At 67.6% G+C, this 25,267-nt stretch carries 23 protein-coding genes; 9 read left to right on the top strand and 14 right to left on the bottom strand.

Annotated elements, in window-relative coordinates:
- Nucleotides 1-3: 3 nt before the first annotated feature.
- On the bottom strand, nt 4-2,136 hold the full coding sequence (gene priA / locus N4G42_RS21710) for a primosomal protein N' (RefSeq protein ID WP_260668704.1): 2,133 nt from the start codon (nt 2,134-2,136) through the stop codon (nt 4-6).
- Between the two features lie 826 nt (nt 2,137-2,962).
- On the opposite strand from priA, the gene N4G42_RS21705 reads away from it, so the two are divergent.
- On the top strand, nt 2,963-3,424 hold the full coding sequence (locus N4G42_RS21705; RefSeq protein WP_369817519.1) for a NuoB/complex I 20 kDa subunit family protein: 462 nt from the start codon (nt 2,963-2,965) through the stop codon (nt 3,422-3,424).
- A gap of 26 nt (nt 3,425-3,450) precedes the next feature.
- On the opposite strand, the gene N4G42_RS21700 is transcribed toward N4G42_RS21705, so the two are convergent.
- From N4G42_RS21700 to N4G42_RS21685, 4 genes are all read right to left on the bottom strand, one after another.
- On the bottom strand, nt 3,451-4,335 hold the full coding sequence (locus tag N4G42_RS21700) for a helix-turn-helix transcriptional regulator (protein WP_260668703.1): 885 nt from the start codon (nt 4,333-4,335) through the stop codon (nt 3,451-3,453).
- Between the two features lie 52 nt (nt 4,336-4,387).
- Nucleotides 4,388-5,500, bottom strand: coding sequence for a uroporphyrinogen decarboxylase (gene hemE / locus N4G42_RS21695; protein ID WP_260668702.1), 1,113 nt, complete (start codon nt 5,498-5,500; stop codon nt 4,388-4,390).
- Nucleotides 5,501-5,601: 101 nt separating this feature from the next.
- Nucleotides 5,602-7,185, bottom strand: a complete 1,584-nt coding sequence (locus N4G42_RS21690) for an MFS transporter (protein WP_099729143.1) — start codon at nt 7,183-7,185, stop codon at nt 5,602-5,604.
- A 136-nt stretch (nt 7,186-7,321) separates the two neighbouring features.
- Complete coding sequence (locus N4G42_RS21685) at nt 7,322-7,873, bottom strand: MarR family winged helix-turn-helix transcriptional regulator (RefSeq protein WP_260668701.1); 552 nt, start codon at nt 7,871-7,873, stop codon at nt 7,322-7,324.
- Between the two features lie 118 nt (nt 7,874-7,991).
- Here N4G42_RS21685 and N4G42_RS21680 point away from each other — a divergent pair, with 118 nt between their 5' ends.
- The 4 genes from N4G42_RS21680 (at nt 7,992) to N4G42_RS21665 (ending at nt 12,385) form a co-directional block, all read left to right on the top strand.
- Entirely contained in the window at nt 7,992-8,948 is a 957-nt protein-coding gene (locus N4G42_RS21680) for a Bug family tripartite tricarboxylate transporter substrate binding protein (protein WP_260668700.1), read from the top strand.
- Between the two features lie 134 nt (nt 8,949-9,082).
- Nucleotides 9,083-10,417: a sulfatase gene (locus N4G42_RS21675; RefSeq protein ID WP_260668699.1), complete on the top strand. Its 1,335-nt coding sequence runs from the start codon at nt 9,083-9,085 to the stop codon at nt 10,415-10,417.
- Nucleotides 10,418-10,501: 84 nt separating this feature from the next.
- Nucleotides 10,502-11,473 (top strand): helix-turn-helix domain-containing protein, encoded by a 972-nt coding sequence (locus N4G42_RS21670; protein ID WP_260668698.1) that lies wholly within the window; start codon nt 10,502-10,504, stop codon nt 11,471-11,473.
- Between the two features lie 183 nt (nt 11,474-11,656).
- Nucleotides 11,657-12,385: an alpha/beta hydrolase gene (locus N4G42_RS21665; protein ID WP_260668697.1), complete on the top strand. Its 729-nt coding sequence runs from the start codon at nt 11,657-11,659 to the stop codon at nt 12,383-12,385.
- Nucleotides 12,386-12,463: 78 nt separating this feature from the next.
- On the opposite strand, the gene N4G42_RS21660 is transcribed toward N4G42_RS21665, so the two are convergent.
- Entirely contained in the window at nt 12,464-13,366 is a 903-nt protein-coding gene (locus tag N4G42_RS21660) for a LysR family transcriptional regulator (protein WP_056065575.1), read from the bottom strand.
- A gap of 160 nt (nt 13,367-13,526) precedes the next feature.
- Between N4G42_RS21660 and N4G42_RS21655 the strand changes: the two genes are divergently transcribed.
- The 3 genes from N4G42_RS21655 to N4G42_RS21645 are packed head-to-tail and all read left to right on the top strand — an operon-like array spanning nt 13,527 to nt 15,244.
- On the top strand, nt 13,527-14,510 hold the full coding sequence (locus tag N4G42_RS21655) for a TerC family protein (protein ID WP_146872094.1): 984 nt from the start codon (nt 13,527-13,529) through the stop codon (nt 14,508-14,510).
- A gap of 27 nt (nt 14,511-14,537) precedes the next feature.
- The gene (locus tag N4G42_RS21650) at nt 14,538-14,696 is read left to right on the top strand and encodes a hypothetical protein (protein ID WP_200947636.1); all 159 of its coding nucleotides are present in this window, start codon (nt 14,538-14,540) and stop codon (nt 14,694-14,696) included.
- The gene (locus tag N4G42_RS21645; RefSeq protein WP_015015949.1) at nt 14,693-15,244 is read left to right on the top strand and encodes a DUF2062 domain-containing protein; all 552 of its coding nucleotides are present in this window, start codon (nt 14,693-14,695) and stop codon (nt 15,242-15,244) included. Before N4G42_RS21650 ends, N4G42_RS21645 begins: the two co-directional genes overlap by 4 nt.
- Nucleotides 15,245-15,304: 60 nt before the next feature.
- Here N4G42_RS21645 and N4G42_RS21640 read toward each other — a convergent pair whose 3' ends face one another.
- From N4G42_RS21640 to N4G42_RS21625, 4 genes are all read right to left on the bottom strand, one after another.
- Nucleotides 15,305-16,273: a Bug family tripartite tricarboxylate transporter substrate binding protein gene (locus N4G42_RS21640; RefSeq protein ID WP_260668696.1), complete on the bottom strand. Its 969-nt coding sequence runs from the start codon at nt 16,271-16,273 to the stop codon at nt 15,305-15,307.
- Between the two features lie 92 nt (nt 16,274-16,365).
- The gene (locus tag N4G42_RS21635; RefSeq protein ID WP_260668694.1) at nt 16,366-16,623 is read right to left on the bottom strand and encodes a DUF2783 domain-containing protein; all 258 of its coding nucleotides are present in this window, start codon (nt 16,621-16,623) and stop codon (nt 16,366-16,368) included.
- 26 nt (nt 16,624-16,649) lie between these two features.
- The gene (locus N4G42_RS21630) at nt 16,650-18,302 is read right to left on the bottom strand and encodes an FAD-dependent oxidoreductase (protein WP_260668693.1); all 1,653 of its coding nucleotides are present in this window, start codon (nt 18,300-18,302) and stop codon (nt 16,650-16,652) included.
- Nucleotides 18,303-18,330: 28 nt separating this feature from the next.
- Nucleotides 18,331-19,290, bottom strand: a complete 960-nt coding sequence (locus N4G42_RS21625) for an MBL fold metallo-hydrolase (RefSeq protein WP_260668692.1) — start codon at nt 19,288-19,290, stop codon at nt 18,331-18,333.
- A gap of 142 nt (nt 19,291-19,432) precedes the next feature.
- Here N4G42_RS21625 and N4G42_RS21620 point away from each other — a divergent pair, with 142 nt between their 5' ends.
- Nucleotides 19,433-20,242 carry an IclR family transcriptional regulator gene (locus tag N4G42_RS21620; protein ID WP_260668691.1) on the top strand — a complete coding sequence of 270 codons (810 nt, stop codon included), beginning with the start codon at nt 19,433-19,435 and terminating at the stop codon, nt 20,240-20,242.
- A 12-nt stretch (nt 20,243-20,254) separates the two neighbouring features.
- Here N4G42_RS21620 and N4G42_RS21615 read toward each other — a convergent pair whose 3' ends face one another.
- The 4 genes from N4G42_RS21615 to N4G42_RS21600 form a co-directional block, all read right to left on the bottom strand.
- On the bottom strand, nt 20,255-21,577 hold the full coding sequence (locus N4G42_RS21615; protein WP_260668690.1) for an O-acetylhomoserine aminocarboxypropyltransferase/cysteine synthase family protein: 1,323 nt from the start codon (nt 21,575-21,577) through the stop codon (nt 20,255-20,257).
- Between the two features lie 104 nt (nt 21,578-21,681).
- The gene (locus N4G42_RS21610) at nt 21,682-22,197 is read right to left on the bottom strand and encodes a CoA-binding protein (RefSeq protein WP_260668688.1); all 516 of its coding nucleotides are present in this window, start codon (nt 22,195-22,197) and stop codon (nt 21,682-21,684) included.
- 52 nt (nt 22,198-22,249) lie between these two features.
- The gene (locus N4G42_RS21605) at nt 22,250-22,864 is read right to left on the bottom strand and encodes a thioredoxin family protein (protein ID WP_260668686.1); all 615 of its coding nucleotides are present in this window, start codon (nt 22,862-22,864) and stop codon (nt 22,250-22,252) included.
- Nucleotides 22,865-22,924: 60 nt separating this feature from the next.
- Nucleotides 22,925-25,177 (bottom strand): protein-disulfide reductase DsbD, encoded by a 2,253-nt coding sequence (locus tag N4G42_RS21600; RefSeq protein WP_260668685.1) that lies wholly within the window; start codon nt 25,175-25,177, stop codon nt 22,925-22,927.
- Nucleotides 25,178-25,267: the final 90 nt, after the last annotated feature.

Raw genomic sequence — 25,267 nt, 5'->3', positions numbered from 1 at the left:
GCCTCAGATCGCCAGCGGGTCCACATCCACCAGCCAGCGGATCAGCCCCTTGTGCTCCGGCTGGCTGCGTGTGGCTTGCAATATCGGCTGCCATGCGGCCAGAAAGCGCTGCAGGGTGGTGCGGCTGCTGCTTTCCATCAGCATCTGGGCGCGCTCCACATTGGCGACGCGCTGGATCGTGAGCGGCACAGGCGGGAACAGGATCACCGTGCCATCGGGCAAGCCCGGCAACTGCGTGGCGTGGGCGGCGGCGGTGGCCGCAGTCAGAAAGCCCTGCGCAACCTCTTGCGTGCGCGCATCGGCCCGCACCAGCGCCTGGTACGAGAACGGGGGCATGGCGGCCTCTTCGCGCTCCTTGAGCTGCTGGGCGGCAAAAGCTTCGTAGTCGTGCTTGCGCAGCGCCTCGAACACGGCGTGCTGGGTGTGAAAACTCTGCACCCACATCTCGGGCTGCGTGCCATGCACCGCTTGTGCTGCCATGTAGGCGGCGTCGCGCCCGGCGCGGCCTGCTGCCTGCATCAGCAGTGCAAACAGCCGCTCGGCGGCGCGGAAGTCGCTGCTGAACAGCGCACCGTCGGGCTGCACCGCAGCCACCAGTGTGATGCGCCGAAAGTCGTGCCCCTTGGCAATCATCTGCGTGCCCACCAGCACATCCACCTCGCCAGAATGCACCTGCGCCAGCTGGGCCTCCAGCGCGCCCTTGGCCTTGGTGGTGTCGGCGTCGATGCGGGCGATGCGGGCGGGCGTTCGGTCGGGCCGCAGCACCTCCCGCAGCAGCGTGCCGAGCTGTTCCTCCAGCTGCTCAGTGCCCTTGCCCATGGGGTGGATGTCGGGGCTGCCGCAGGCCGGGCAATGGAACGGCACGCGCACCGTGTGGCCGCAGTGGTGGCAGCGCAGGGTACGGTCAGTCTTGTGGAACACCTGGTGCGCGCTGCAGTGCGGGCAGTCGCTCTTCCAGCCGCAGTCCACGCAGTGCAGCACGGGCGCGTAGCCCCGGCGGTTCAGCAAGATCATGCTCTGCTCGCCACGCGCCACGCGTTCGGTAATGGCCTGCAGCAGCGGCGCGCTGAACACGGTGCGGCGGGGCTGCTGGTTCATGTCCACCCGGCGCACACGGGCCAGGGCACCGGCGCCAATGCGGCTGGGCATGTGCAGCCGCACGTAGCGGCCACCTTCTGGGTCTTCGGCCGTGGCCGGGCGGCTGGCGTACCAGCTCTCCAGCGACGGCGTGGCCGAGCCCAGGATCACCTTCGCGCCCTGCTCGCGTCCGCGCCAGATGGCCAGGTCGCGGGCCGAATAGCGCGCGCCCTCCTGCTGCTTGTAGCTGGGGTCGTGCTCTTCATCCACCACGATGAGCTTCAGGCCGGGCAGGCTGGCGAACACCGCCATGCGCGTGCCCAGCACGATGCGCGCGCTGCCGCTGTGCGCTGCCAGCCAGCTGGCCAGGCGTTGCGGGTTGGTCATGCCGCTGTGCAGCGACGCCACGGCACCGGGGCCGAAGCGCGGAGCGAAGCGGCCTGCAAAGCGCTCTTCCAGCTGGGGCGTGAGGTTGATCTCGGGCACCATGACCAGCGCCTGGGCGGCAGGGTCGGCCTCCAGCATCTCTTGCACGCAACGCAGATACACCTCGGTCTTGCCACTGCCGGTGCTGCCAAACAGCAGGAAAGGCCCTTTTTCTGAGGAAATTCGGGCCCTGGCGCTTTCTTGTTCTGCGCTGAGTGCTATGTTTTCAATAGTGCGTGAGTCATCTCCTGCGCCCTTGGCCGGGCGCCGCAGCCGCCGTGCCAACTGCTCGGGGCCCAGGTCCCGCAATTGGGGGGGTAGGGCGGCCAGCGCCACCTCGCCCAAGGCGCGCTGGTAGTAGCGCGCCGCAAACCCCACCAGTCGGCGCCAGGACGCATCCAGGGGCGCCACGCCATCCAGCACACCTGCAATGGGGCGCAGCGTGGCGCCATCGGGCAGCTCACCGGGGGCTTCGTCGGCGTCCCATACCACGCCCAGCACCTCGCGCGTGCCCAAGGGCACGCGCACCAGCGTACCTGGTGAGAGCGGGCGCTCACTGGTGTAGCTCAGCAGGTCGCCGACCCCGCTGTGCGATGGCGTCTGCAGGGCAACGTGGACGAGGGAGAAGGACATAGACACGAGCTATGGAGGAGAGATAGGCTTAGTGCGCGTTGTGGATGTGATCTGGAGCTTTGGCGGCTAAGTGCTTGATTTGCCGTAGGTGTGTGAGTAATCCCGGATTTCTGTGGATAACTTTGTTGACATCCTGTCCCGACCCCCGCCCAAGCCGCATGAATGCTGGCTGCGAACAGATTGCCCGGAAATACAGCACTCCAAAAAAATCGTTATGAATCAATCATCTGAAGAAATTTGCCCCGGATTTTTGTGCTAGGCCGATTCAGCGTCTCCATGTTGCGCTGCATCACGTTTTGTGTGCATAAGTCGGACAGCAGGACTTCGTCAAGAGGACAGGTTGCCCCCTTTTTGTGCTAGCGGCGCGAGTCCATGTTCATGCGTTTCTTCGATATGGCCTGCAAGTGCTTGATTTGACAGGGGATTTGTAAGAAATTCAGAATTTCTGTGGATAACTTTGTTGATATCCCTTGGGTTTGCTCCGCAAGTCCTTGTCAATTCGTGCTTTGGCTGGATTGCCTGTCAAAAAAGCAGGGGATTTAATGCCATATAAATCAATCACTTAGCGTCGTGACGAGGTTTGTTTGCAAGTCGCCGTACGAAGTCGCGCCGGGTACGAGGATGCTCCAATTTTGTGCATAAGTGCGCTGGCGGGGACGCCGGATCTGCTGCGAAATGCCCGGGGATTGTCGCAGGGCCCGGAGTGTCTGGCGTTCTTGGTGTCACAGCGGTCCATGTCGCTTTGCTTCAAGACGGCGCGGCGACTTGTGGCGACGATGCCGCCATGGCTACTTACTCTTCTTCCCCCATGGCAGATGCGCCCACCATGGAGCGCGACGGTTTTGTGCTGGCCCGGCTGGACGAGGTGGTGCAGGCGGCACGCACCGACAGCCTGTGGTTCATGACCTTCGGGCTGGCGTGCTGCGCGGTCGAGATGATGCATGCCGCCATGGCGCGCTACGACCTGGACCGGTTTGGCATCATCCCGCGCTCCAGCCCCCGCCATAGCGACCTGATGATCGTCGCCGGCACCCTGACCAACAAGATGGCGCCCGCCATCCGCAAGGTCTACGACCAGATGCCGGAGCCGCGCTACGTGATCTCCATGGGCTCATGCGCCAACGGCGGCGGCTATTACCACTACAGCTATTCGGTGGTGCGGGGTTGTGACCGCATCGTGCCCGTGGATGTGTATGTGCCCGGCTGCCCGCCCACGGCCGAGGCGCTGCTCTACGGCATCCTGCAGCTGCAGGCCAAGATCAAGCGGCCCCAGGTGATCCAGCGGTAATCGACAGACCCCAGCGGGCGGCGGCTTCAACTGCGCCGCAGCAGCCAGTCCGCATCGTCGCCCGGCTGCTGGGTGTGGGCCTTCAGCGCTGCGGGGGGCTTTTCGAACAGGGCGCGCGCCTCGCGGCTGAAATGCGCCTGGTCGGCGTAGCCATGGCGCAGGGCGGCATCGAGGGCACCGGCGTTGCCGTCTCGCATGGCCAACAGGGCATGTTCGGCGCGCAGCATGCGTTCGATCTCGCCAGGCCGCAGGCCCGCCAGCTGCCGGGTGCGGCGCTGCAGGTGCCGGGGCGTCCAGTCCAGCGCAGAGGCCAGGGCCTGGCGTGCGCCGCGCTGCCAAGCCTGGCGCAACACCTCCAACCAGGCAGTATGCCGGTCGGCCACGGCCGCCCAGCGTGGGGTGAGGAAGTCCACGCACAGCGCCTGGCGCACCCCATGGTCGGGCGCCGCGTGGACGGCCGCGAGGAAAGGGTGCCAGGCTGTGGGCAGCCAGGTCGTTGCGTCCGTGACCCTGTCGGTCATCGGCGCAAGGTCCTGCCCGGTAAGCAGCCCGAGCGCGCCGGGCTGGAACGCCAGGCAGAACGAATCACCATCACGGGAGGAGACCGAGTGGTACGGATGTCGGTGGGCGCCCGACAGCGTGATGGCCGGTAGGGCCGCTGCGGCGGTCGCGCCCGCGCATTCCACGAGCTGGGCCGTGCCCCGCGTGAGCCAGATGATGCCGGGGTAGGGGCTGGGCGGCACGCGCGTGTCCGTCGGGGTGTATAGCGGCTGGCGGCCCAGGTCGCGCCAGAAAAAGGCGCGCACGCAGTCTGCGAGCGCGCCGGGTGGGGATTGCAGGGCCGAGGCGGGCAGTGCCTGCGGGCCAGTGGGGGACTCCGCTGGCGGCGGTACGGGGTGTTCCGTTGCCATCACCTGGTCCCTGCGCGGCGTGCCGGGCGGTCTGGATGCCTCGCCCGGGGTGTCAGCCCTGGCGCTGCGCGCGCGAGTGGCTGTGCACAGCCTCCACCAATGCCGCCACATGCTCGGGCGGGGTGAACTGGCTGATGCCGTGGCCCAGGTTGAAGATGTGCGTGGGGCCGGTGGTGTTGCGGTCGGTGTGGGGCTTGCCAAAGCTGTCGAGCACGGCATGCACCTGGGTGACGATCTGCGCAGGCGGCGCAAACAGCACGTTGGGGTCGATGTTGCCCTGCAGCGCCTTGCCGGGGCCGCCCACCTGGCCGCCGACGATGGTGCGTGCCTTGCCCAGGTTGGCCGTCCAGTCCAGGCCCAGCACCTCGCAGTCGATGTCCTTCATGTCCTCCAGCCAGATGCCGCCGCCTTTGGTGAAGACGATGCGCGGCACATCGGTGCCATCCACGCCGGTGCGCTTGAGCTGTGCCAGCACGCGCTTGGTGTAAGCCAGGCTGAACTCCTGGAAGGCACCGTCGGCCAGCACGCCGCCCCAGCTGTCAAAAATCATCACAGCCTGTGCGCCCGCGTCGATCTGGGCGTTGAGGTATGCGGCCACGCTGTCGGCATTGATGGCCAGGATGCGGTGCATCAGGTCGGGGCGGGCGTACATCAGGCTCTTGACCAGGCGGTAGTCGTCCGATCCCTTGCCCTCGACCATGTAGCAGGCCAGTGTCCAGGGGCTGCCCGAGAAGCCGATCAAAGGAACACGCCCATTGAGCGCCTTGCGGATGCTGGTGACGGCGTCGAACACGTAGCGCAGCTTGTCCATGTCGGGCACGGCCAGCTCGGCCACGGCCGCTTCGTCGCGCACCACCTTGGCAAAGCGCGGGCCTTCGCCCTCGGCAAACGACAGGCCCAGGCCCATGGCGTCGGGCACGGTCAGGATGTCACTGAACAGGATAGCGGCGTCGAGTGGGAAACGCTCCAGCGGCTGCAAGGTCACTTCGGTGGCGTAGTCCACGTTCGTGGCCAGGCCCATGAAGCTGCCCGCCTGGGCGCGCGTGGCCTTGTACTCCGGCAGATAGCGCCCCGCCTGGCGCATGAGCCACAGGGGCGTGTAGTCGGTGGCTTGGCGGCGGCAGGCGCGCAGGAAGGTGTCGTTGGCAAGGGGGGCGAAGGTCATGGTGCGATTGTCGCAGGCAGACCGCCGGCCTCGGCACCCGATCCGGCTGCGGAAATTGACGCGCATCAAGCCGAAACCACGACGGGTCGGCTCAAGGGCATCTATCGCTCTGCAATGTAGTGCGACATCCGCACGACTTCGCCCGGCGCCAAAAACGCACGCACTTCGGTCTCCAGGGCCTGGTCGGCCATGGTGGCGCGGGCGCGCTGGTGCAAGTAGTCGGCCCAGGACTCGACGATGAAGCGCTCCACATAGCGCGATGGCTCGCCCAGGTCTTTGTAGATGCGCCAGAAGGTGGCGCCATCGCGGCGGCGCGGGGCCTTCATGCGGCTGATGGTGTCGAGGAAGGCAGCATCGGTGCCGGGGGCAATGCGGTAGCCCACTTCCACGGCCACGGGCCCCGCTTCGGGCAGGGGCTCCGCCTCGATGAAGAGTTCGTCCCAGGGCGTGGCCTGGGTCACCTCGTGCAGCGCGCCCATGCGCAGCGGCATGGGGCGGGCCAGCAGCAGGCCCGCGCCCATGAGCGCGGCGGCCACACACAGGGTGGGCATGAGTCCGATCAGGTCCGAGGAGGCGCCCCAGAAGGCCGAGCCCATCGCAAACGCGCCCAGCGCCGCCACCATGTGCATGGCCACGGCGCGCGAGCGCACCCACTGCGGGGCGCTGGCCTGCGTGGCGGTGTTAAAGGTGGACATGGCCGACATCCAGGCAGCGCCCGCGAACAGCATGGCGATGTAGACCACCCAGGCAATGTGGGTCAGCGCCGCCACCAGCATGGCCACCGCAAACACCACACCACCGGCGCCGACGATGGCCTCCAGCCCAAAACGCGCGCGCAGCCGCCCCAGCACCAGGCCGACCGCCACAGCGCCCGTGCCCAGGCAGCCCATGAGCAGACCAAAACCCTGTGCACCTGTGCCGAGCTGGCGCTGCGCAATCACCGGCAGCAGCGCCCACAGGGCCGAGCCCGCTGCGCTGAAAGCCATCACGCGCACCAGTTGAGCGAGGATCATGCGCGAGTGCCAGGCAAAGCGCAGGCCGCTCAGGGTGCCGCCCCACAGGCGTTCGGCGGGCAGCTTGGAGGGCGGGTGCGCCTTGGGCGGCCAGCGGCGGATGGACTCCCACATCACCAGCGTGGTGGTCACCGTGACGGCAAAGACCCAGCCCGCGCCCAGCTGCGCAAACACCAGGCCCGCCATCGTGGGCCCCACAGCGCGCGCGGCGTTGTAGGCAATGCTCACGGCGGTGATGGCCTGGGGCCATTCGTCACGCGGCACGGGGTCGATGACCGACGAGTTCCACGCGGGTGTGAGCACTGCCGTGCAGCAGCCGCAGATGAACACCAGAAACAGCACCGACGCCGGGCCACTCCAGCCCCCCAGCGTCAGCAGCGTGAGCAAGGCGCACGCCCCGGCCTGCGCCAGCAGTGCGCCCGATATCAACCGGCGCCGGTCGGTCGTGTCTGCCAGCACGCCGGCAGGGAGGGCCAGCAAAAACATGGGCATGAACACCGCCGTCTGCACCAGGGCTGCCAGGAACGACGAACCCGTGAGTTCCACCATGAGCCAGGCCGCCGCCATGCTCTGCATGCCGCTGCCCACAAAAAAGATGCCGCCGCAAATCCACAGGCCCCGGAACGCGGGTTGGCGCAAGGGGCTCCACAAAGAGGTCGAGTGCTGGGACATGGAGGGTGGGCGTTGGGTGTGCGTGGGCCGTTGTGGGACGTGGGGAGCGCGGGTGCGCCGTGGGCGGGTAGCTCAGGGCGGGTTTGAGGATATCGCCGGTTCCCCGTTTTGGGGCAACTCCATTCTGCAAACCCCCTCAATCCACATGCCGCCCGCCCCGCAGCCGGTAGGTGCGCGGCACGTCGGTGCGGGTGGCGACCAGCGTCTCGGCACGCTGCTGCATGTCGGCCAGGGTCTGGTCCAGCCCAGCCACCGCCTCGGCACTGAGGCCCGCAAGTAGCTCCTGGTTGAGCGCCTTGACCTGCGGAAACAGTTCGTCGTGCACGGTCTGGCCCGCCGCTGTGAGCGACAGCCGGGCTTGGCGTCGGTCGCCAGGCATGGCGTCGCGGGTGATGAGCTTCTTGGCTAGCAGCGAGGTGATGGCGCGCGAGGTGCGCGCCCGGTCCAACCCGAGGCGTTGGGCCAGCTCGGCCGGGGGCATGCCGGGGTGCTGCGCCAGCATCATCATCAGCCCCCACTCGCGGCGGGTGATGCCGTAGCCGCCTTCGCACAGCCGCACCACCAGACTGCCCGCCACCGCGATCAGGCGATTGAGGCGGTACATCAGCAGGTCGTTGGCGGCCTGCGGGTGGGCCAGCCGGTGGCCGGGTGCGGCGGGTGGGTGGGGGGCCGGTGCAGGCGCGGGCATCAGGGTATATCCGGGCGATGATTGATTAGATCAATTGATTGTGTGCCCAATACATTGCGCCCATCAACCCGGGCAGCCCTGCTGCCGGGCCCGTCTGCCCACGCTGGAGAAACCGATCATGTGGAAAACCCTTGCCACCTCTGCCCTGACCGCCGTGCTGGCCCTGTGCGCCACCCTGGCGCATGCCCAGGACACCCCGCTGCGCATCGTGGTGGGCTACGCCCCCGGCGGCGCGACCGACCGCGTGGCCCGCATCGTGGCCGACAAGCTGGGCAGCAAGCTCGGTACGCCCGTGATCGTGGAGAACAAGACCGGCGCGGGCGGCCGCCTGTCGGCCCAGGCTGTCAAGGCCGCGCCCGCCAACCAGCCCACGCTGCTGCTGGCCAACCCCGCCGTGATGCTGGTGGCACCCCTGGTGTTCCCCGATGCGGGCTACGACCCCGAGCGGGACTTCCGCCCCGTGAGCCATGTCAACAGCTATGAATTTGGCGTGGCCGTGGGCAGTGCCGTGCCGGTCAAGGAACTGCCTCACCTGATGGCGTGGCTGCGCGCCAACCCCGACAAGGCCAACTTCGGCGTGCCTGCCACGGGCAGCCTGCCGCACTTTTTTGGCCTGATGGTGGGCGACGCCGCCAAGGTGCGCGCCGAGGTGGTGGGCTACCGGGGCTCCGCGCCGCTGCTCAACGACCTGCTGGGCGGCCAGGTGCCCGTGGCGTTCGACACGTTTGACAGCCTGCTGCCCCAGCACGAGGCCGGCAAGATCCGCATCCTGGCCGTGTCGAGCGCCAAGCGCAGCCCGCTCGATGCAAAGATTCCCACCTTCAAGGAAAGCGGCATGGACCTGGCCGCCACTGGCTGGAACACCTTCTTTGCCCCGATGAGCATGCCCAAGGCCCAGGCCGAACGTTTGTCCGGTTTGATCGTGGAGGTGATGAAAGACCCGGACACGCAGCGCAAGTTCGAGACCGCCAAGATGGAGCCCGTGGTGGCGACCATGGCGCAAACCGAGGCCATGCTCAAGGCCTACCGCGCGCAATGGGCGCCGGTCGTGCAGCGCTCGGGCTTCAAACCATAGCAAGGAAGCCCCCCTGAGCGGCTGCGCCGCTTCCCCCGGAGGGAGACGGCGGCCTCGCTGTGGGGCGGCCCTTGCTTGCCGCCCCCGCCTGTCGCGAAGACTGCGCGCCATGTTGAGTGAAACTGGATTTCGAGATGACCCTACCACCCCGCCCGAACATCATCTTCATCGTCGCCGACGACCTCGGCTATGCCGACCTGGGCTGCTACGGTGGGCGCGACGCGGCGTTTGGCCCCGTGTCGCCGGTGCTTGACCAGCTGGCGGCCAATGGCCTCAAGCTCACGCAGGGCTATTCCAATTCGCCTGTCTGCTCGCCCACACGTTTTGCGCTGATGACGGCGCGCTACCAGTACCGCCTGCGTGGCGCGGCCGAGGAACCCATCAACAGCAAAAGCCGGGGCAGCACCACCCTGGGCCTGCCGCCCGAGCATCCCACGTTGCCGTCGCTGCTGCGCGCATCGGGCTACCGCACGGCGCTGATGGGCAAGTGGCACCTGGGCTATCCACCTGCGTTCGGGCCGCTGCGCTCGGGGTATGACGAGTTCTTCGGGCCCATGTCGGGCGGGGTGGATTACTTCACCCACTGCAGCTCCAATGGCGCCCACGACCTGTACCTGGGCGAGGAGGAAAAGCAGCAGGACGGCTACCTCACCGACCTCATCACCGACCACGCGCTCGACTATGTGCAGCGCATGGCGCCGGGCGCGCAGGCCGGCACGCCGTTCTTCTTGAGCCTGCACTACACCGCGCCCCACTGGCCCTGGGAGACGCGCGACGACGAGGCGCTGGCGCAGGAGGTGAAGACGAACCTGTTCCACCTGCACGGCGGCAACATCGAGACCTACCGCCGCATGATCCACCACATGGACGAGGGCATCGGCCGCATCATGGCGCTGCTGGAGGCAAAGGGCCTGGCGCGCGATACGCTGGTGGTGTTCACCAGCGACAACGGTGGCGAGCGCTTCTCGGACAACTGGCCGCTGGTGGGCGGCAAGATGGACCTGACCGAAGGCGGCATCCGCGTGCCCTGGATCGCCCACTGGCCTGCGGTGATTGCGCCGGGCGGCGTGAGCGCGCAGACCTGCATGACCATGGACTGGTCCGCCACCATGCTCGACGCAGCAGGCGCCGCCGCGCATGCGGACTACCCGCTGGACGGCCGCTCGCTGATGCCGCTGCTGCGCGATGCCAGCCTGCACGAAGAGCCCCCGCTGTTCTGGCGCATGAACCACCGGGGCCAGCGCGCCATGCGCCAGGGCGTGTGGAAGTACCTGCGCGTGGATGGCAACGACTACCTGTTCAACCTGGCCGACGACGAACGCGAGCGCGCCAACCGCGCGCCTGTGGAGCCCGAACGCCTGCAGACCATGCGCGCCGCGTGGGAGGCGTGGAATGTGTCCATGCCCGCCATTCCTGACGATGCCACGGTGAGCCTGGGGTATTCGGTCAAGGACATGCCGCAGCGCTGAGCCTGGCGGGCAGGTCGTCAGGAGTGTGGGCGGGAGGGCTGGCCCTGTTGCCTGCCCGGCCCGCTTGCCGGTAGATTGGGCGCCATGCCCGCCGCCGCCTTCGCGCCCTCGTCTCCCGCTGCTGTGCGCCAGTGGACCACCGACGTGGTGGCGCCGCCCGCGCGCCTGGACTACTGGGTGGGCGCGATCTGCGAGGCGTTTCTGGAGATGGACTGCAGCTCCCGCGAGGCACCGCTGTTTGGCGGCGAGCTGCAAAGCCTGCCGGTGGAGACGCTGTCCATCAACCGCGTGCGGGCTTCTACCCAGGACGTGTTTCGCACACCCGCCGGCATTGCGCGCAGCCGCCAGCTGCCCTTCTACCTGATCGGCCAGGCCGAGACCGCATGGCATGTGCGCCAGGACGGCCATGTGGCCCACCTGCGGCCGGGCGATGTGGTGCTGCTGGACTCGGCCCGACCGTACGAACTGCACTTTCCCGACGGTGTCCACTGCGTGTCGCTGCAGCTGCCGCGCGCCTGGGTGGGACAGTGGCTGCAGCAGGCCGAGGCGCCCGGGCCGCGCGTGGCTTGGCGCGACCAGGGCTGGGGCCAGAGCCTGGGGGCGCTGGCCGTGCAGCTGGCGCGCGACCCCGCCTCGGCGCAGGCCCTGCCGCCCGCATTGCTGTCCGACCACCTGGGCGCGCTGCTGTGCGCTGCGCTGGAGCCACCCCAGCCACCGGCGCCGACCGCTGCGCGCAGCCTGCATGCCCACCTGTGCGCGCTGCTGCGGGCGCGCATCGACCAGCCCAGCCTTTCAGCCCCCGCGCTGGCGCAGGAGGCGGGCGTGTCGCTGCGCACCCTGCACCGGGCGTTTGCAGCACAGGGCCACACCTTTGCGGGCACGTTGCGCCAACTGCGCCTGGCGCGTGCAGGCGAGTTGCTGCGCCGCCCCCAGCTGGCCCATGTGGCAGTGGGCGAGATCGGGCGGCGCTGCGGCTTTGCCGACCCTTCGCATTTCGCACGCGCCTTTCAGCGCGCCATGGGCATGTCGCCCGCGCAGTGGCGGCGCGGCGGCTGATTCCGTCTCCCCATCCTTTGGGTCGTTGTGGCTTCGGCTTGCCGTGCTGCCCGGTGGTGGAGCTTTGGCACACCCCGCACAGCGGGCTGGCACGCGCGGGCCATTCAGCGCCGCCCGGTGTTTCTAAGGTAGCGGCAGGGCGGTTTGCCCGGTCCTGCAACACAACCCCAAGGAGACACACACATGCCGGATACCTATGTCCTGGTCCATGGCGCATGGCACACCGGTGCCGAGATGGAAGCCACCGCCACGCACCTGCGGGCGCGCGGCCACACCGTGCACTGCCCCACGCTCGCGGGCAACAACCCCGGCGACGACCGCGCGGCCACGGGCCTGTCCGATGCGGTGGATTCGCTGGCGGCCTTCATCGAAGGCCAGGGCCTGACCGATGTGCGGCTGGTGGGCCACAGCTACGGCGGCATGGTCATCAGCCACATGCCTGCGCGCCTGCCCGGGCGCATCCGCCGCCTGGTGTACTGGAACGCCTTTGTGCCGCAGCCGGGCGAGTGCCTGAACGACCTGGTGCCACCCCACTACCGCGCGCTGTTCGACCAGGTGGCAGCCAGCAGTGGCAATGCCGTGATGCTGCCGTACCCCATCTGGCGCGAGGCCTTCATCAACGATGCCGACGAGGCCCTGGCGCAAAGCACCTATGCGCTGCTCAATCCCCACCCCTATCGCACCTTCACCGAACCGGCGCAGCTGCCCGTGCCGCTGGCCGCGCTGGAGGTGGGCAAGAGCTACCTCAACGCGCAGCAGGACACCGCGCTGCCCCACAGCCTGCCGTGGCACCCGCGCCTGTCGGAGCGGCTGGGTTTGTTCCGCCTGGTGGAGTGCCAGGGCAGCCACGAACTGTGCTTTTCCGACCCGGCATCGGCGGCGCAGCACATCGAGCGGGCCGGGCGCGATTGACGGGGCCTGCGAGGGCATTGCGCCAGATTTTTGCGTCTTTTGGGCCCCAAGCGCCAGATCGGTATATGCTGATAGCTATTAATTCAATAGCATTCCGCCCTGGCCTGCCTCCAGCAGCCGCGTGAGCAGCGGGTGCATCACCTTGCGGGCGCTGTAGATCAGGTGGAACTGCTCCTGCACGTCGGGTGCGGTACCCACCTGCACCAGCCCGTGGGTCTGGGCCAGGTGCTCGCCCAGCGAGACCGGCGCGGGCATCACGCCCATGCCGGTGGCGGCAAAGGTGCTCAAAAGGGCGCTGTCTTCAAACTCCCCGGCAATGCGCGGGCGGATGCGCTCGCGCTCCAGCCAGTGGTCGATGCGTGCGCGCATCGCGGCGTGGTCGGTGGGCAGCAGCACGGGCACTACAGCCAGGCTGTGCGGGAAGTTGTTGGCCGCCGCCTCGGCCCACAGCGGGGGCGCATACCAGGCAATGGCGCTCGTGCCCAGCAGCTGGCTGGTGGTGCGCAGGGCCGGGTTGGGCGGCGCGGCGCGGTCGGCCAGCACGGCATCGAGCTTGTGCAGCGCCAGCTCGCCCAGCAGGGGCTGGAACTCGCCCTCATGGCACAGCAGGCGCAGGTGCGGCTCGTCCAGCACGGGCGTCAGCAGCCGGTGCACGGCCAGCTTGGCAATGCCGTCGGAGATGCCCAGGTTCAGCCGCAGCGTCTGGCCGCTGGCGGCCTCGCGCACGCGCACGGGCAGCAGCTCGCCCAGCGCAAAGATGTGGTCGGCCTCGTGCAGCGCGGCCACGCCCGCATCGGTGAGCACCAGGTTGCGGCCCTCGGTGCGCAGCAGGCTCACGCCCAGCGACTTTTCCAGCTCGCGCACCTGGGCGCTGATGGTCTGCACGGCCATGTCCAGCCGCTCGGCGGCGCGGGCGATGCCGCCCTCCTTGGCGACCACCCAGAAGTAGAAAAGATGGCGGTAGTTGAAGCTCTGGCTCATGATCTCTTTGTGATGGGGCCGTAAAAAAAGTGTTTGGTTCGTAAAAACCGAACCAATACTACTGTGATCACAGGTTTTAAAGAAGTACCCCAGCCCCTACAGTCCGGGGCTTGGGCGTCCGGCGTGCCTGGGCGTGTGAGGGCATCTTTGGAGAAACTCGATGGAAACAATCGGAACGTGGTGGATGTGGGCGGGATTTGCCGTCTTCGTGGTCATCGCCATAGGCGTGGACCTGCTGGTCATGGAGCGCCAGGGCGCGCACAAGGTCACCATGGGCGAGGCCGCGCGCTGGAGCCTGTTGTGGTTCTCACTGGCCTTTGTGTTCGTAGCCATTCTGTGGTGGTACCTGGACAGCAGCCAGGGTCGCGAGATCGCCAACACGGTGTCCATGCAGTTCATCACCGGCTACCTGGTGGAGAAGAGCCTGTCGGTGGACAACATCTTCGTCTTCCTGATGCTGTTCAGCTACTTTGCCGTGCCGCCGCAGTACCAAAAGCGCGCGCTCATCATCGGCATCATCGGCGCCATCGTGCTGCGCACGCTGCTCATCCTGGCAGGTGCCTGGCTGCTGGCCACCTTCCACTGGCTGCTGTATGTGTTCGGTGCGTTCCTGGTCGTCACGGGCGTGAAGATGTGGTTTGCCGCCGGGCAGGAGCCTGACATCGCCACCAATCCGGTGCTCAGGTTCCTGAAAAAGCGCATCCGCATCACCGACCAGTTCGACGGCGAAAAGCTCTCGACCATGATCAATGGCGTCAAGCACTACACCCCGCTGTTCGTGGTGCTGATCCTGATCGGCACGACCGACATCATCTTTGCGGTGGACAGCATTCCGGCCATCTTCGCGATCACCAGCGACCCGTTCATCGTGCTCACAGCCAACATCTTTGCCATCCTGGGCCTGCGTGCGCTGTACTTCCTGCTGGCCGACCTGGCCGACCGCTTCCACCTGCTGGCCTACGGCCTGGCGCTGGTCCTGGTCTTCATCGGCGGCAAGATGTTGCTCATCGACTTTGTGAAGATTCCGATTGGCTATGCGTTGCTGGTCACGGCCACGCTGATCGCCGGGTCGATCTTCCTGTCGCTGCGCAATTCGGGCGAGGCCGCCAAGGGTGCCCCACCCGCACTGCCCCCCAAGGCCTGATCGCTGCCAAACCCGGAGACTTGAGTCATGGATCTGATCGAATCGGTGATGCTGTGCATGTTGTTGGGCCTTGTGGGAGCCACTGCGATGGCCTACCGCGCTGAGAACGAGCCGCGCGACGTGAACCTGCTGGTGGGCCTCACCACCTTGTGGGGCGCCGGCACTGCGGTAGCGTTCGTCGCATGATGCAGCCGCTGTGTCGCCTGCGCCGCTGGTTGCGGGCCCTGGAACCCCGGGCCCGGCAACTGCTGGACCGCAGCTGGCTGGCGCAGTTCCAGCCCTGGCTGGAGCAGCGCGCGCTGTTCCGCTTTCAGCGCCAGCCGCTGGCGCGCGGGGTGGCGGCTGGCATGTTCTGCGGCCTGATCCCAGGGCCGCTGCAGATCCCGGGCACGCTGCTGGTGTGCGCCTGGCTGCGCGGCAACGTGGTGGCCGGGGGCGTGGCCACCTTCTATACCAACCCGCTCACCACCGTGCCGCTGTATGTCATGGCCTTCTACCTCGGGGCGCTGGTGATGCCCGGCGCGCAGACCCTGCCCGCCTGGAGCAGCGTGGCGCCGGGTGGGGAGTTCACGGTGCAGGCCCTGGGAACCTGGATGCAGGCACTGGGCACGCCGCTGCTGATCGGCCTGCCCACGCTGGGCCTGCTGCTCGCAGTGCTGGGTTATGTGACGGTGCAGCTGCTGTGGCTCGCGCCCGCCTTGCACCGCAAGCGAAGGCTGGCGCGCAGCCGCTGAGCCCCGTATTCGGCCCGCAACGTGGGCGCCCCCGCAGGGGGGGCGCAGCCGCTTGGGGGGTTAGTCGAGTTTTACGCCCACCTTGGTGATGACCCGCCCCCACTTCTCCCGCTCGGTGCGCGCAAAGCTGCCCATCTGGGCGGCGGTGCCGGGCATGGGCTCCACACCCAGTGCCTGCAGGCGCGCCTTGGTGCGCGTATCGGCCAGGGCGGTCTGCAGTGCCTTGCTGAAGTTCGCCACCACATCGGCCGGCGCGCCGGTGGGCACCACCAGGCCTTGCCACGCAAAACCTTCAAACCCTTGCAGGCCCTGCTCGGAAATCGTGGGCACATCGGGCATGGTGGTCACGCGCTGCGGGCTGGCCACGCCAATGGCGCGCACCTTGTTGCCCGCGAGGAACGGGTACACCGTGGCGCTGTCGATCCACATCGCAGGCACCTGGCCGCCAATCACATCCTGGATGGCCGGCGCTGCGCCGCGATAGGGCACATGCGTGAGCCTGAGACCGCTCTGCTCGCGGAACAGCTCGCCCACCAGGTGGTGCGGGCTGCCCGGCCCGGCCGACGCCCAGTTCACGCCATCGGCCTGGCCCTTGGCCCAGGCCATGAACTCCTTGAGGTTCTTGGCTGGCACGCTGTTGGACACCACCAAAAACATCGGAAAGCGCACCAGCAGGCCCACGGGCTGGAAGTCCTTTTCGGCGTTGTAGGCGAGCTTGCTGAACAGGAACGGGTTGGCCGCCAGTGTGGCGAAGTCGGCCGAGAACATCAGGTTGCCGTAGTCCTTGTTGCGCGCGGCGTACTCTGCGGCGATGTTGGTGCCCGCGCCGGGCTTGTTGTTGATGATGATGGGGCGGCCCAGCGTGGCCGACATCGACTCGGCAATGGTGCGCGCCACGATGTCCGAGCCGCCGCCCGCCGCGTAGCCCACCACCCATTCGAGCGGCTTGGAATCCTGGGCCTGGGCCAGGGGCAGTGTGGTGGCCAGTGCCAGGCCCGCAAAGGTGGCGAGGAAATGTTTGCGCTGCATGGTGGTGTTGTCTCCGTAGTGGTCAAAGTTCAAGGCGGGTCGGACCCCGCACCGTCTGCGCGGTGCTGAAGTGCCAGGTGAAAAGGTGCGGGCTAGGCCGCCACCGCGTGGGTGGGCACCACGGGCGTGATGGCCGGAGTGGTGCGCCGGTCGACCGTGGGCACGGCACTGCCGCGCGCCATTTGCAGCGCGTGCTGCAGCGTGGCCTGGTCGCCGATGTGGTTGGCCAGCAGCAGCACCAGGCGAGCGTTCATGGCGTGGCTCTCGGGCGTGGACAGGCCCTGGTGCGCCGCAATCAGCGCTTCATAAAAATCGTCGCAGGCCTGCAGGTTCGGTTGGGTGTTCAGCATGGGCATGTTCCTTTTCGTCTTCCTGGTCAGACGGCTTCAGCCGTGGCACGGGCCAGCGCGCTGCGCACCGCGGCTTCAGTGGGCGTGCGCCAGCGTGCGCACACATGCTGGTCGGGCCGCACCAGGTACACGGTGCGCGGCAGCGCATCCAGCCGCTGGGCGGCCAGCGCCTGGTGGTCGATCACGTCGATGCCGATCTGCAGCACCTTCACACCGGGCAGGTCATGGGCCCATGCCGGAGCCGGGCCAAACACCAGCAGCGTGAAGTCCGGACCCAGCTCGCGCAGCAGCCAGGTGGGCTGGCCCTGCTTCGTCAACGGCGCGTCCAGCAGCACGGCACCGGGCACCTGGGTGCCTGCGAAGTGATCGGTATCCGGCGTGTTCAGTGGCGACTGGTGCAACGTGGCCGGCACCGACAGGCGCCCGCTGTTGACGATGCGCCTTGCGAACGCATGTTCGCGCGCCAGGTGCAGTGCCGCGTCGCGGAACAGGCGGCTCACCTCGCTCTTGGGCGTGATGAAGTCGGTGGCGCGGGTGGAGTTGCACAGGTTCTCATCGGCCGCGTATTCACGCTCGGGGCCATAGGTGCTCACCAGCGCGGGGCTGGCGCGGCCCTGGAGCACCCAATCGAGCTTCCAGGCCAGGTTCTCTGCGTCCTGCACGCCGCTGTTGGCGCCCCGTGCGCCAAAGGGCGAAACGCCGTGGGCGCTGTCGCCCGCGAAGATGACGCGGCCGTGCACGAACTGGTCCATGCGCAGGCAGGCAAAGGTGTAGACGCTGGCCCAGTCCAGCTCAAACTGTGCATCCGCACCTAGCAGCGCCTTCACGCGCGGGATGATGTTCTCGGGCTTCTTTTCTTCTTCGGGGTCGGCGTCCCAGCCCAGCTGGAAGTCGATGCGCCAGACGTTGTCGGGCTGGCGGTGCAGCAGCACGCTCTGGTTGGGATGAAAGGGTGGGTCGAACCAGAACCAGCGCTCGGTGGGGAAGTTCGCCTCATCCGCCAGCTTCACGTCGGCGATCAGGAAGCGGTCCTGAAAAATGCGCCCCTTGCTCTCCAGCCCCAGCATCTGCCGAGTGGGCGAGCGTGCGCCGTCGCAAGCCACCAGCCATTGCGCATCGATCTGGTAAGCGCCCTCGGGCGTGTCGATGCTCAGCAGCGCGCCGTCCGCGCGGCTTTGCACCGCAGTGACCTTGTTGTGCCAGCGGATGTCGATGCCCGGCAACTGCAGCGCACGCTCCACCAGGTAGGCCTCGGCGTAGTACTGCTGCAGGTTGATGAAGGCGGGGCGCTCGTGGCCTTCTTCTGGCAGCAGATTGAATTCATACAGCTGCTCGTCTTTGAGGAACACCTTACCCAGGTTCCACGACACGCCCTTGTCCACCATGCGCTGGCCCACGCCCAGGCGGTCCCAGATCTCCAGCGTGCGCTTGGCAAAGCAGATGGCGCGCGAGCCGATGGAGAGCTTGTGGTCGTTGTCCAGCACCACCACGCGTTGCCCGCGCTGGGCCAGGTCGATGGCGAGCGACAGGCCCACAGGGCCCGCGCCGATGACCACGATGGGGTGCTGTGCAGGCGTGGCGCGGTCTTGGTCGGGCGAGCGCACATAGCCGAAGTCGATGGCCTGCACTTCGGCGCCACTGGCGTGGAAGGCTTCGGTGGGAATGTCTCTGGGGTTCATATCTTTTGTCTCCTCCAGCCTCGGCGGATCAGCCTTCCAGGGCTTTCCACATCTGGACATCACGCTCGGCGGTCCAGATGCGTGGGTCGGGGTATTGCGTGGCCTCGTCGTACGCACGGGTCACGTCGAACGGCATGCAGTGGTTGAAGATCGCCCAGTGGCCGTACTTGGGCTGCAGTTGGGCAAACGTGGCCTCGTACACCTTGCGCAGGTCTTCGCCCTTGGCCGCACTGGCCTTCACGCTCTCGTACAGGTCGCTGATGAAGGCGCGCGTGCCCGCCAGGCCCGCCTGCACCTGCTCGGGCGTCTGCAGCGCGGCGCCCCGGCCGGGCACCAGCTTCTCGGGCTTCAGCGCCGCAATGTTGTCCAGCGTCTGCGGCCAGTCCTGGAAATACGCGTCGCCCGCATACGGCGTGGCGTCGAACTCCACCAGGTCGCCGCTGAACAGGATCTTTTCCTGCGGCAGCCAGGCCACCGTGTCGCCCTTGGTGTGGCCCCGGCCCAGTTGCAGGATCTGCACCTCCAGCTTGCCCAGCCACAGGGTCATCTTCCTGTTGAAGGTCATGGTCGGCCAGGTCAGGCCGTCCGGCACGCTCTCCACGTTCTGGAACAGGCGCGGAAAGCGGCCGATCTCGCTGTCCTTGTCGAACTGGCCGCGCTCCACGATCAGGTCGCGCGTGTCCTCGCTGGCAATGATGTGCTCGGCGCCGTAAGCGCTTGCGCCCAGCACGCGCACCGCGTGGTAGTGGGAGAGCAGGACGTACTTGATGGGCTTGTCCGTCACCTCGCGGATGCGGCGGATCACGTCCTGCGCCATCACGGGCGTGGCCTGGGTGTCGATGACCATCACTGCGTCGTCGCCAATGATGATGCCGGTGTTGGGGTCGCCCTCGGCCGTGTAGGCATAGGCGTGGTCGGAGAGCTTGTCGAAGCTCACCTTCTTCACTTCGAGGTCGGCGGCAGAGGCAAAGGTTTTGACGGTGCTCATGGTGGTGATTTGTTAATGGTGAATGCGTTTATCTAAACGGAATGCGTTGATGTTAGGCAAGAAATTCGTTCATGTCTAACGCATTTGTTTAGGTGTAAACCCGAAGGGCGTGTGGATGCTGTGCTGCGTGGACAATCGCCCCATGCCCATGACGACCCCCGACCTGCCTCCCGCCGACGACGAAGACACGCCCCGCAGCCCGCGCGGCATCCAGAGCGTGGAGGTGGGCGGCCAGCTGCTGAAGGTGCTGGCGCGCACCGGCCGGCGCATGGCGCTCAAGGACCTGGCCCGCGCGGCGGACATGACGGCCGCCAAGGCGCACCCCTACCTGGTGAGCTTTGGCAAGCTGGGCCTGATCGAGCAGGACGCCGTGAGCGGCCACTACGGCCTGGGCCCCTTGGCCATGCAGCTGGGCCTGATCAGCCTGCAGCAGGTGGACCCGGTGCGCCTGGCCATTGCTGAGCTGCCCGCGCTGGCCCAGCGCATCGGCTACACCGTGTCGGCCTCGGTCTGGGGCGACAACGGCCCCACCATCATTCGTGTGGAAGAGGGCCCCACCGCCGTGTATGTGGCCATGCGCCACGGCACCACGGCCTCGGTGCGGCATACGGCCACGGGCAAGGTGTTTGCGGCCTTCGGCCCGCGCGAGCGCGCTGCGGCTGCGCTAGCGGCCGAAGGGTTTGCGGGAGCACTGGACGAGCCTGCATTTGCGGCCGAACTGGAGGCTGTGCGCCAGCACCAGATCAGCGAGGTGACGGACCAGCTCCTGCCCGGCATCAGCGCGCTGGCCACGCCGGTGTTTGATGGGTTTGGGCAGCTGGTGCTGTGCATCGCCGTGATCGGCCCCAGCGCCACGCTGCAGACCGGGCCGGCCAGCCCGGCGGCGCAGCATCTGCGCGAGGCGGCGCGGAGCTTGTCGCAGCGGTTGGGCGCGCCGGTCGGCCCCGTGTAGGTTGTTGGGCGATCAGCCCGCTGCGCGCCCCAGCGCCTGGTCCACGTCCCACAGGATGTCGTCCAGGTCTTCAATCCCCACCGACAGCCGCACCATGTCCGCGCTCACGCCCGCGCGGGCCAGTTCCTCTTCGTTCAGCTGGCGGTGGGTGGTCGATGCGGGGTGGATCACCAGCGTCTTCGCGTCGCCGATGTTGGCGAGGTGGCTTAAGAATTCACATGCGTCGATGAACTTCTCGCCCGCCGCCGCGCCGCCCTTCACGCCAAACGTGAGGATGCCCGAGGCGCCCGGCGCGCCATCCACCGCGCGGAACTGTTTTTGCGCCAGGTCGAAATACGGCGAATCCGCCAGACCCGGATAGTTGACCCACGCCACTTGCGGATGGCTCTGCAGAAACTTCGCCACGGCCAGCGCATTGCGGCAGTGCTCGCGCATGCGCAGGTGCAGTGTTTCGGCGCCTTGCAGCAGCTGCCACGCGTTCATGGGCGAGAGCACGCCGCCAAAGGTGCGGTTGACCTCCATGCGCGCCTTCATCGTGTAGCCGAAGTCGCCGAAGGTCTCGTAGAACTTCACGCCGTGGTACGCACGGCTGGGCTCCACCATCTCGGGGAATTTGCCGTTGTCCCACGGGAACTTGCCGCCTTCCACCACCACGCCGCCCATGGTGGTGCCGTGGCCGCCGATGTACTTGGTGGCGCTGTGCACCACGATGTCGGCGCCCAGTTGCAAGGGGTTGCACAGGTAGGGGCTGGCCACCGTGTTGTCGATGATGAGCGGCACGCCTTGCGCATGCGCCACCTCGGCCACGGCGGCGATGTCGAGCACGTTGACCAGCGGGTTGCCGATGGTCTCGCCATAGAACGCACGGGTGTTGGGCCGCACCGCACGCGCAAAGTTCTCGGGGTCGGCCGGGTCCACGAATGTGGTCTCAATACCCAGACGCGAAAAGCCCACGCCCAGCTGCCCCACGGTGCCGCCGTAGAGCGTGCTGGCTGCCACGATGTGGTCCCCGGTTTTGAGGATGGCCAGCAGCGCCGCCATCTGCGCGGCCATGCCGCTGGCGCAGGCGAGCGCGGCGCGGCCGTTTTCGAGGCTGGCGATGCGCTCTTCGAACACCGCCACCGTGGGGTTGCTGATGCGGCTGTAGACGTTGCCAAAGGTCTGCAGGTTGAACAGGCTGCTCGCGTGTTCGGCGTTGTCGAACACAAAGCTGGTCGTCTGGTGGATGGGCGTGGCGCGCGCGCCGGTCACCGGGTCGGGCTGCGCGCCAGCGTGGATGGCGCGGGTGCCAAAGCCGAAGTGTCGGTCGGCACCGTTGGATGTGGGCTCGGTCATGGCGGTGGCGCAGCCTGCAGTGCTGCGCAGGGGGTTGGGTGAAGGAATTTGAATGGAATCGGCCGCAAGCGCTAGTGCAATATGCGCTGGCAGCTATCAATTTGCTAGTAAGGCAGCTGCCGCAAGCGCTTGGCGCTGATCACGCGCGTGTTCACGCCCATCCAGCCCAGGCCGCCAAACAGACGCGCGTGTTCGATCTTCACGCAGCGGTTTTGAATGACCTGCAGGCCCGCCGCCTCGGCGCGCAGGCCGGCGGCCTCGTTGAACACGCCCAGCTGCAGCCACAGGCACTGTGCGCCGATGGCGACGGCTTCGTCGGCCAGCGGCGGGATGTCCTCGCTCTTGCGAAAGCAGTCCACCATGTCGATCTTCTGGCCTTGCGCGACCAGCGCGGCGGCCGCCTCGGTCACGCTGGCGTACACCGTCTCGCCCAAAATCTGCCCGCCCTCACGCGCCACCAGCGGGTTGACCGGCACGATGCGGTAGCCATGCGCCTGCATGTACTTGGCGGCAAAGTAGCTGGGGCGGTGCCACTGCGGCGAAAGACCCACCACCGCAATGGTGCGGCAGGCGGTGAGCAGGTGGCGCAGGGTGCTGATGGTGTCGGGGGTGTGGAGCATGCAAACAGTGTACGCATGCCCCGGGACCGTGGACCAGCGTCACCGCAGCCGGTCAGGCCGGCGACTTGTACTTGATGCTGCACCCATACGGCGCCGTCGTCGCCGCCGAGATCGGCTTGCCCGCCAGCGCTTCGCCCAGCCCCACCTTCACGTAGTTGGTGGCCTTTTCGATGTCGGCCGGGCGGGCCGAGGGGATGCTGTCGATGCCGCCCGCGTAGATCAGCTGGCCCTGTGGGTTGACGATGTACAGGTGTGGCGTGGTGCGGGCGCCGTAGCTCTTGCCCACGGTGCCTTCCTCGTCCATCAGCACGGCGGTGGGGACGGCCTTGCGCTCCTGCTTCCAGGCCATCAGCTTGGCGGGCTCCAGGTAGTCGCTGCTGGCTTTTTCGGTGGAGTTGATGGACAGCCACACCACGCCTTGGCTGGTGGCGTCCTTCTGCGTGGCGGGCATGTTGCCGCTGTCGTAGTGTTTGCGCACGAAGGGGCAGCCGGGGTTGGTCCACTCCAGCACCACATGCTTGCCCTTGAAGTCCGACAGGCGCACGGTCTTTCCGTTGGTGTCCTTGAGCATGAAGTCGGGCGCGGGCTGGCCCACGGTGGCGGCGGCCTGTGCGCCCAGGGCAACCAGGGCGGCGGTGGCAATCAACGTACGGCGAAGCAGCTTCATGGCGGGGTCTCCTGAAGGGTTGGCGGGTGGTCGAAAGCGGAAAGGTGGGCTGGCAGCGATCTACAGCTGGGCGATGGTGGCGCGCACCTCGTCCACGCTGAGCACCTCGGTCAGCACCACCGGCGGTTTGCCAGGGCGATAGAACACGTACACCGGCACACCGCTGCGGCCCAGCGACGCCAGGGCGGCCGTGATGGCGGGGTCGCGGCGCGTCCAGTCGGCGCGCAGCAGGGCCACGTTCTTGGTTTGCAGGTCGGCGACCACGTTGGTATCCGCCAGCGTGGTCTTCTTGTTGTACTGGCAGGTCACGCACCAGGCGGCGGTGAAGTCCACAAACACGGGGCGGCCACCGGCCACGATCTGCTCGGCCGCGCCGGGTGCCCAGGGCTGCCAGCCGGTGGCCGACGAAGCCTGGGTAGCGCTTTGCGTGGTGGGCACGTTGGTGATGTGCGGCGCAAAAGACCAGACCAGCAAGGCCATGGCCGCGATGGACACCGTGGCCATCCACACCCGCGCCCGCCCGGCCAGCGACAGGGCCCACACCACCAGCGACAGGCCCACCAGCAGGATCAGCAGTGCACCCGCGCCGTCAATGCCGCTTTGCTGGCCCAGCACCCACACCAGCCAGACCACGGTGGCCAGCATGGGGAAGGCCATGAGCTTGCGGAAGGTGTCCATCCACGCGCCGGGGCGCGGCAGGGCGCGCGCCACGGCGGGCACAAAGCTGGCCGCCAGGTATGGCAGCGCCAGCCCCAGGCCCAGTGCTGCAAACACGGCCAGCGCCTGCGGTGCGGGCAGCGTGGCGGTCAGGCCCAGGGATGCGCCCATGAACGGCGCCGTGCACGGCGAGGCCACGGCCACGGCCAGCACGCCGGTGAGAAAACTGTCGGCCACCGGGTGGCGTGCCTGCAGGCTGGCCACCGAGGACGGCAGGAAATGCCCGAACTCGAACACGCCCGCCAGGTTCAGCGCGATCAGCGTGAACAGCGCCGCCAGCGATGCCACCACGGCGGGCGACTGCAGCTGAAAGCCCCAGCCCACCGCCTCGCCCGCCGCGCGCAGGCCCAGCATGAGCGCGCCCAGGGCGATGAACGACAGCACCACGCCCGCTGTGTAGGCGATGCCGCTGATGCGGTGCGCGCGCCGGTCTTGCGCATGCTGTGTGAAGCCCACCACCTTGATCGCCAGCACCGGAAACACGCAGGGCATGAGGTTGAGGATGAGCCCGCCAAGCAAGGCGCCCAGCAGCGCTGCAGTGAGGGTAAGGGACGATGCGCCGGAGGCTGCGGCAGGCGTTGCTGCGCCGCCAGCCTGCGCTGCATTGGCTTTGAGCGCGGCTTCCAGGGCGGGCGACACGCTGGCCACCGATGCGCCCTGCGGCCAGGTGCCCAGCACCTTCAGTTCGGCGCGGTAGCCGGTGCGGGTGTCGGGGCCGGTGCCGTGGCCGTGGCCCGGGGCCGCCTGCTCGGCCAGCACCACGGGCATCAGGCTGGGGCTGGCGCTCCGCTGGGCCGATAGGGGAATCTGTGCGGTCCAGACGCTGCCGTTCCAGCTCTGCTTCCAGCTCGCCGCGTTGTCGATGACCTCGGCGGTTTCGGGGAACAGGTCCAGCGTCTTGCCGCGCAGCGCCACGGGCAGGCCCTGCACGCTGACGTTCAGCAGGTTGCCGTCCGCGATCTGCGCCTGGCTGTCTGGCACGATGCCGCTGGTGCCTGCCACCACGGCGCGGGGATGGGCCTTGGCGGCCGCCTCAAAGGCAGCACCGCTCAGTGCCGTGGTGCTCTGGATGGGCAGCTGCAGCGTGAACTCGCCTTCTTCGGGAATGCACTCCTTGCGGCACACCAGCCACGAGGCGCGCAGCTTGATGGTGGCATCCTTGGCCAGCGGGCCGGGGGCATAGGTGCTGGCCACGGTGACGGGCACGGGCAGCAGCACCGTGCCTTCATAGCCATAGTTGGCCAGCGTGCCGATGGGGATCTTCTTGGGCAGGGGCCAGGCAATCTCGCCCGCATCCAGGCCGGCGGGCAGCGTCCAGGCCAGGTCGGTGGGCAGGCCGGAGTCGCCAGGGTTCTTCCAGTAGGTGTGCCACTCGGGCTGGTGGGTGATCGAGAGGCCCAGCCACAGCGGCTGCCCGGGCGCCACGCCCTGGGGCGCATGGGCCAGCAGCTCGGCACGCACATAGGGCGTGGTGACCACGCTGGTGCCCTGTCCGCTGGTTTTGGTGCCCAATTGGGCGCTAGCGCTAGTCCATAAAGCGCTGGCAGCTATAAAAAAGAGAGTGGCTGCAAGGCGGTGGAACAGGCGTGAAGGCATGGTGCAGTGTGGGAGCGGGCGGGGCGGGATTGGTTCCGGCGCCCTGCGCTCAGCCTGCGGGGCGATGGGACTGGCTGGCGGGAGATTCGC

This window comes from Acidovorax sp. K2F (assembly GCF_025246485.1).
GTDB lineage: Bacteria > Pseudomonadota > Gammaproteobacteria > Burkholderiales > Burkholderiaceae_C > Acidovorax > Acidovorax delafieldii.
The sequence above is the reverse complement of the archived record's forward strand: the minus strand, read 5'-3'. Positions and strand labels throughout refer to the sequence as shown.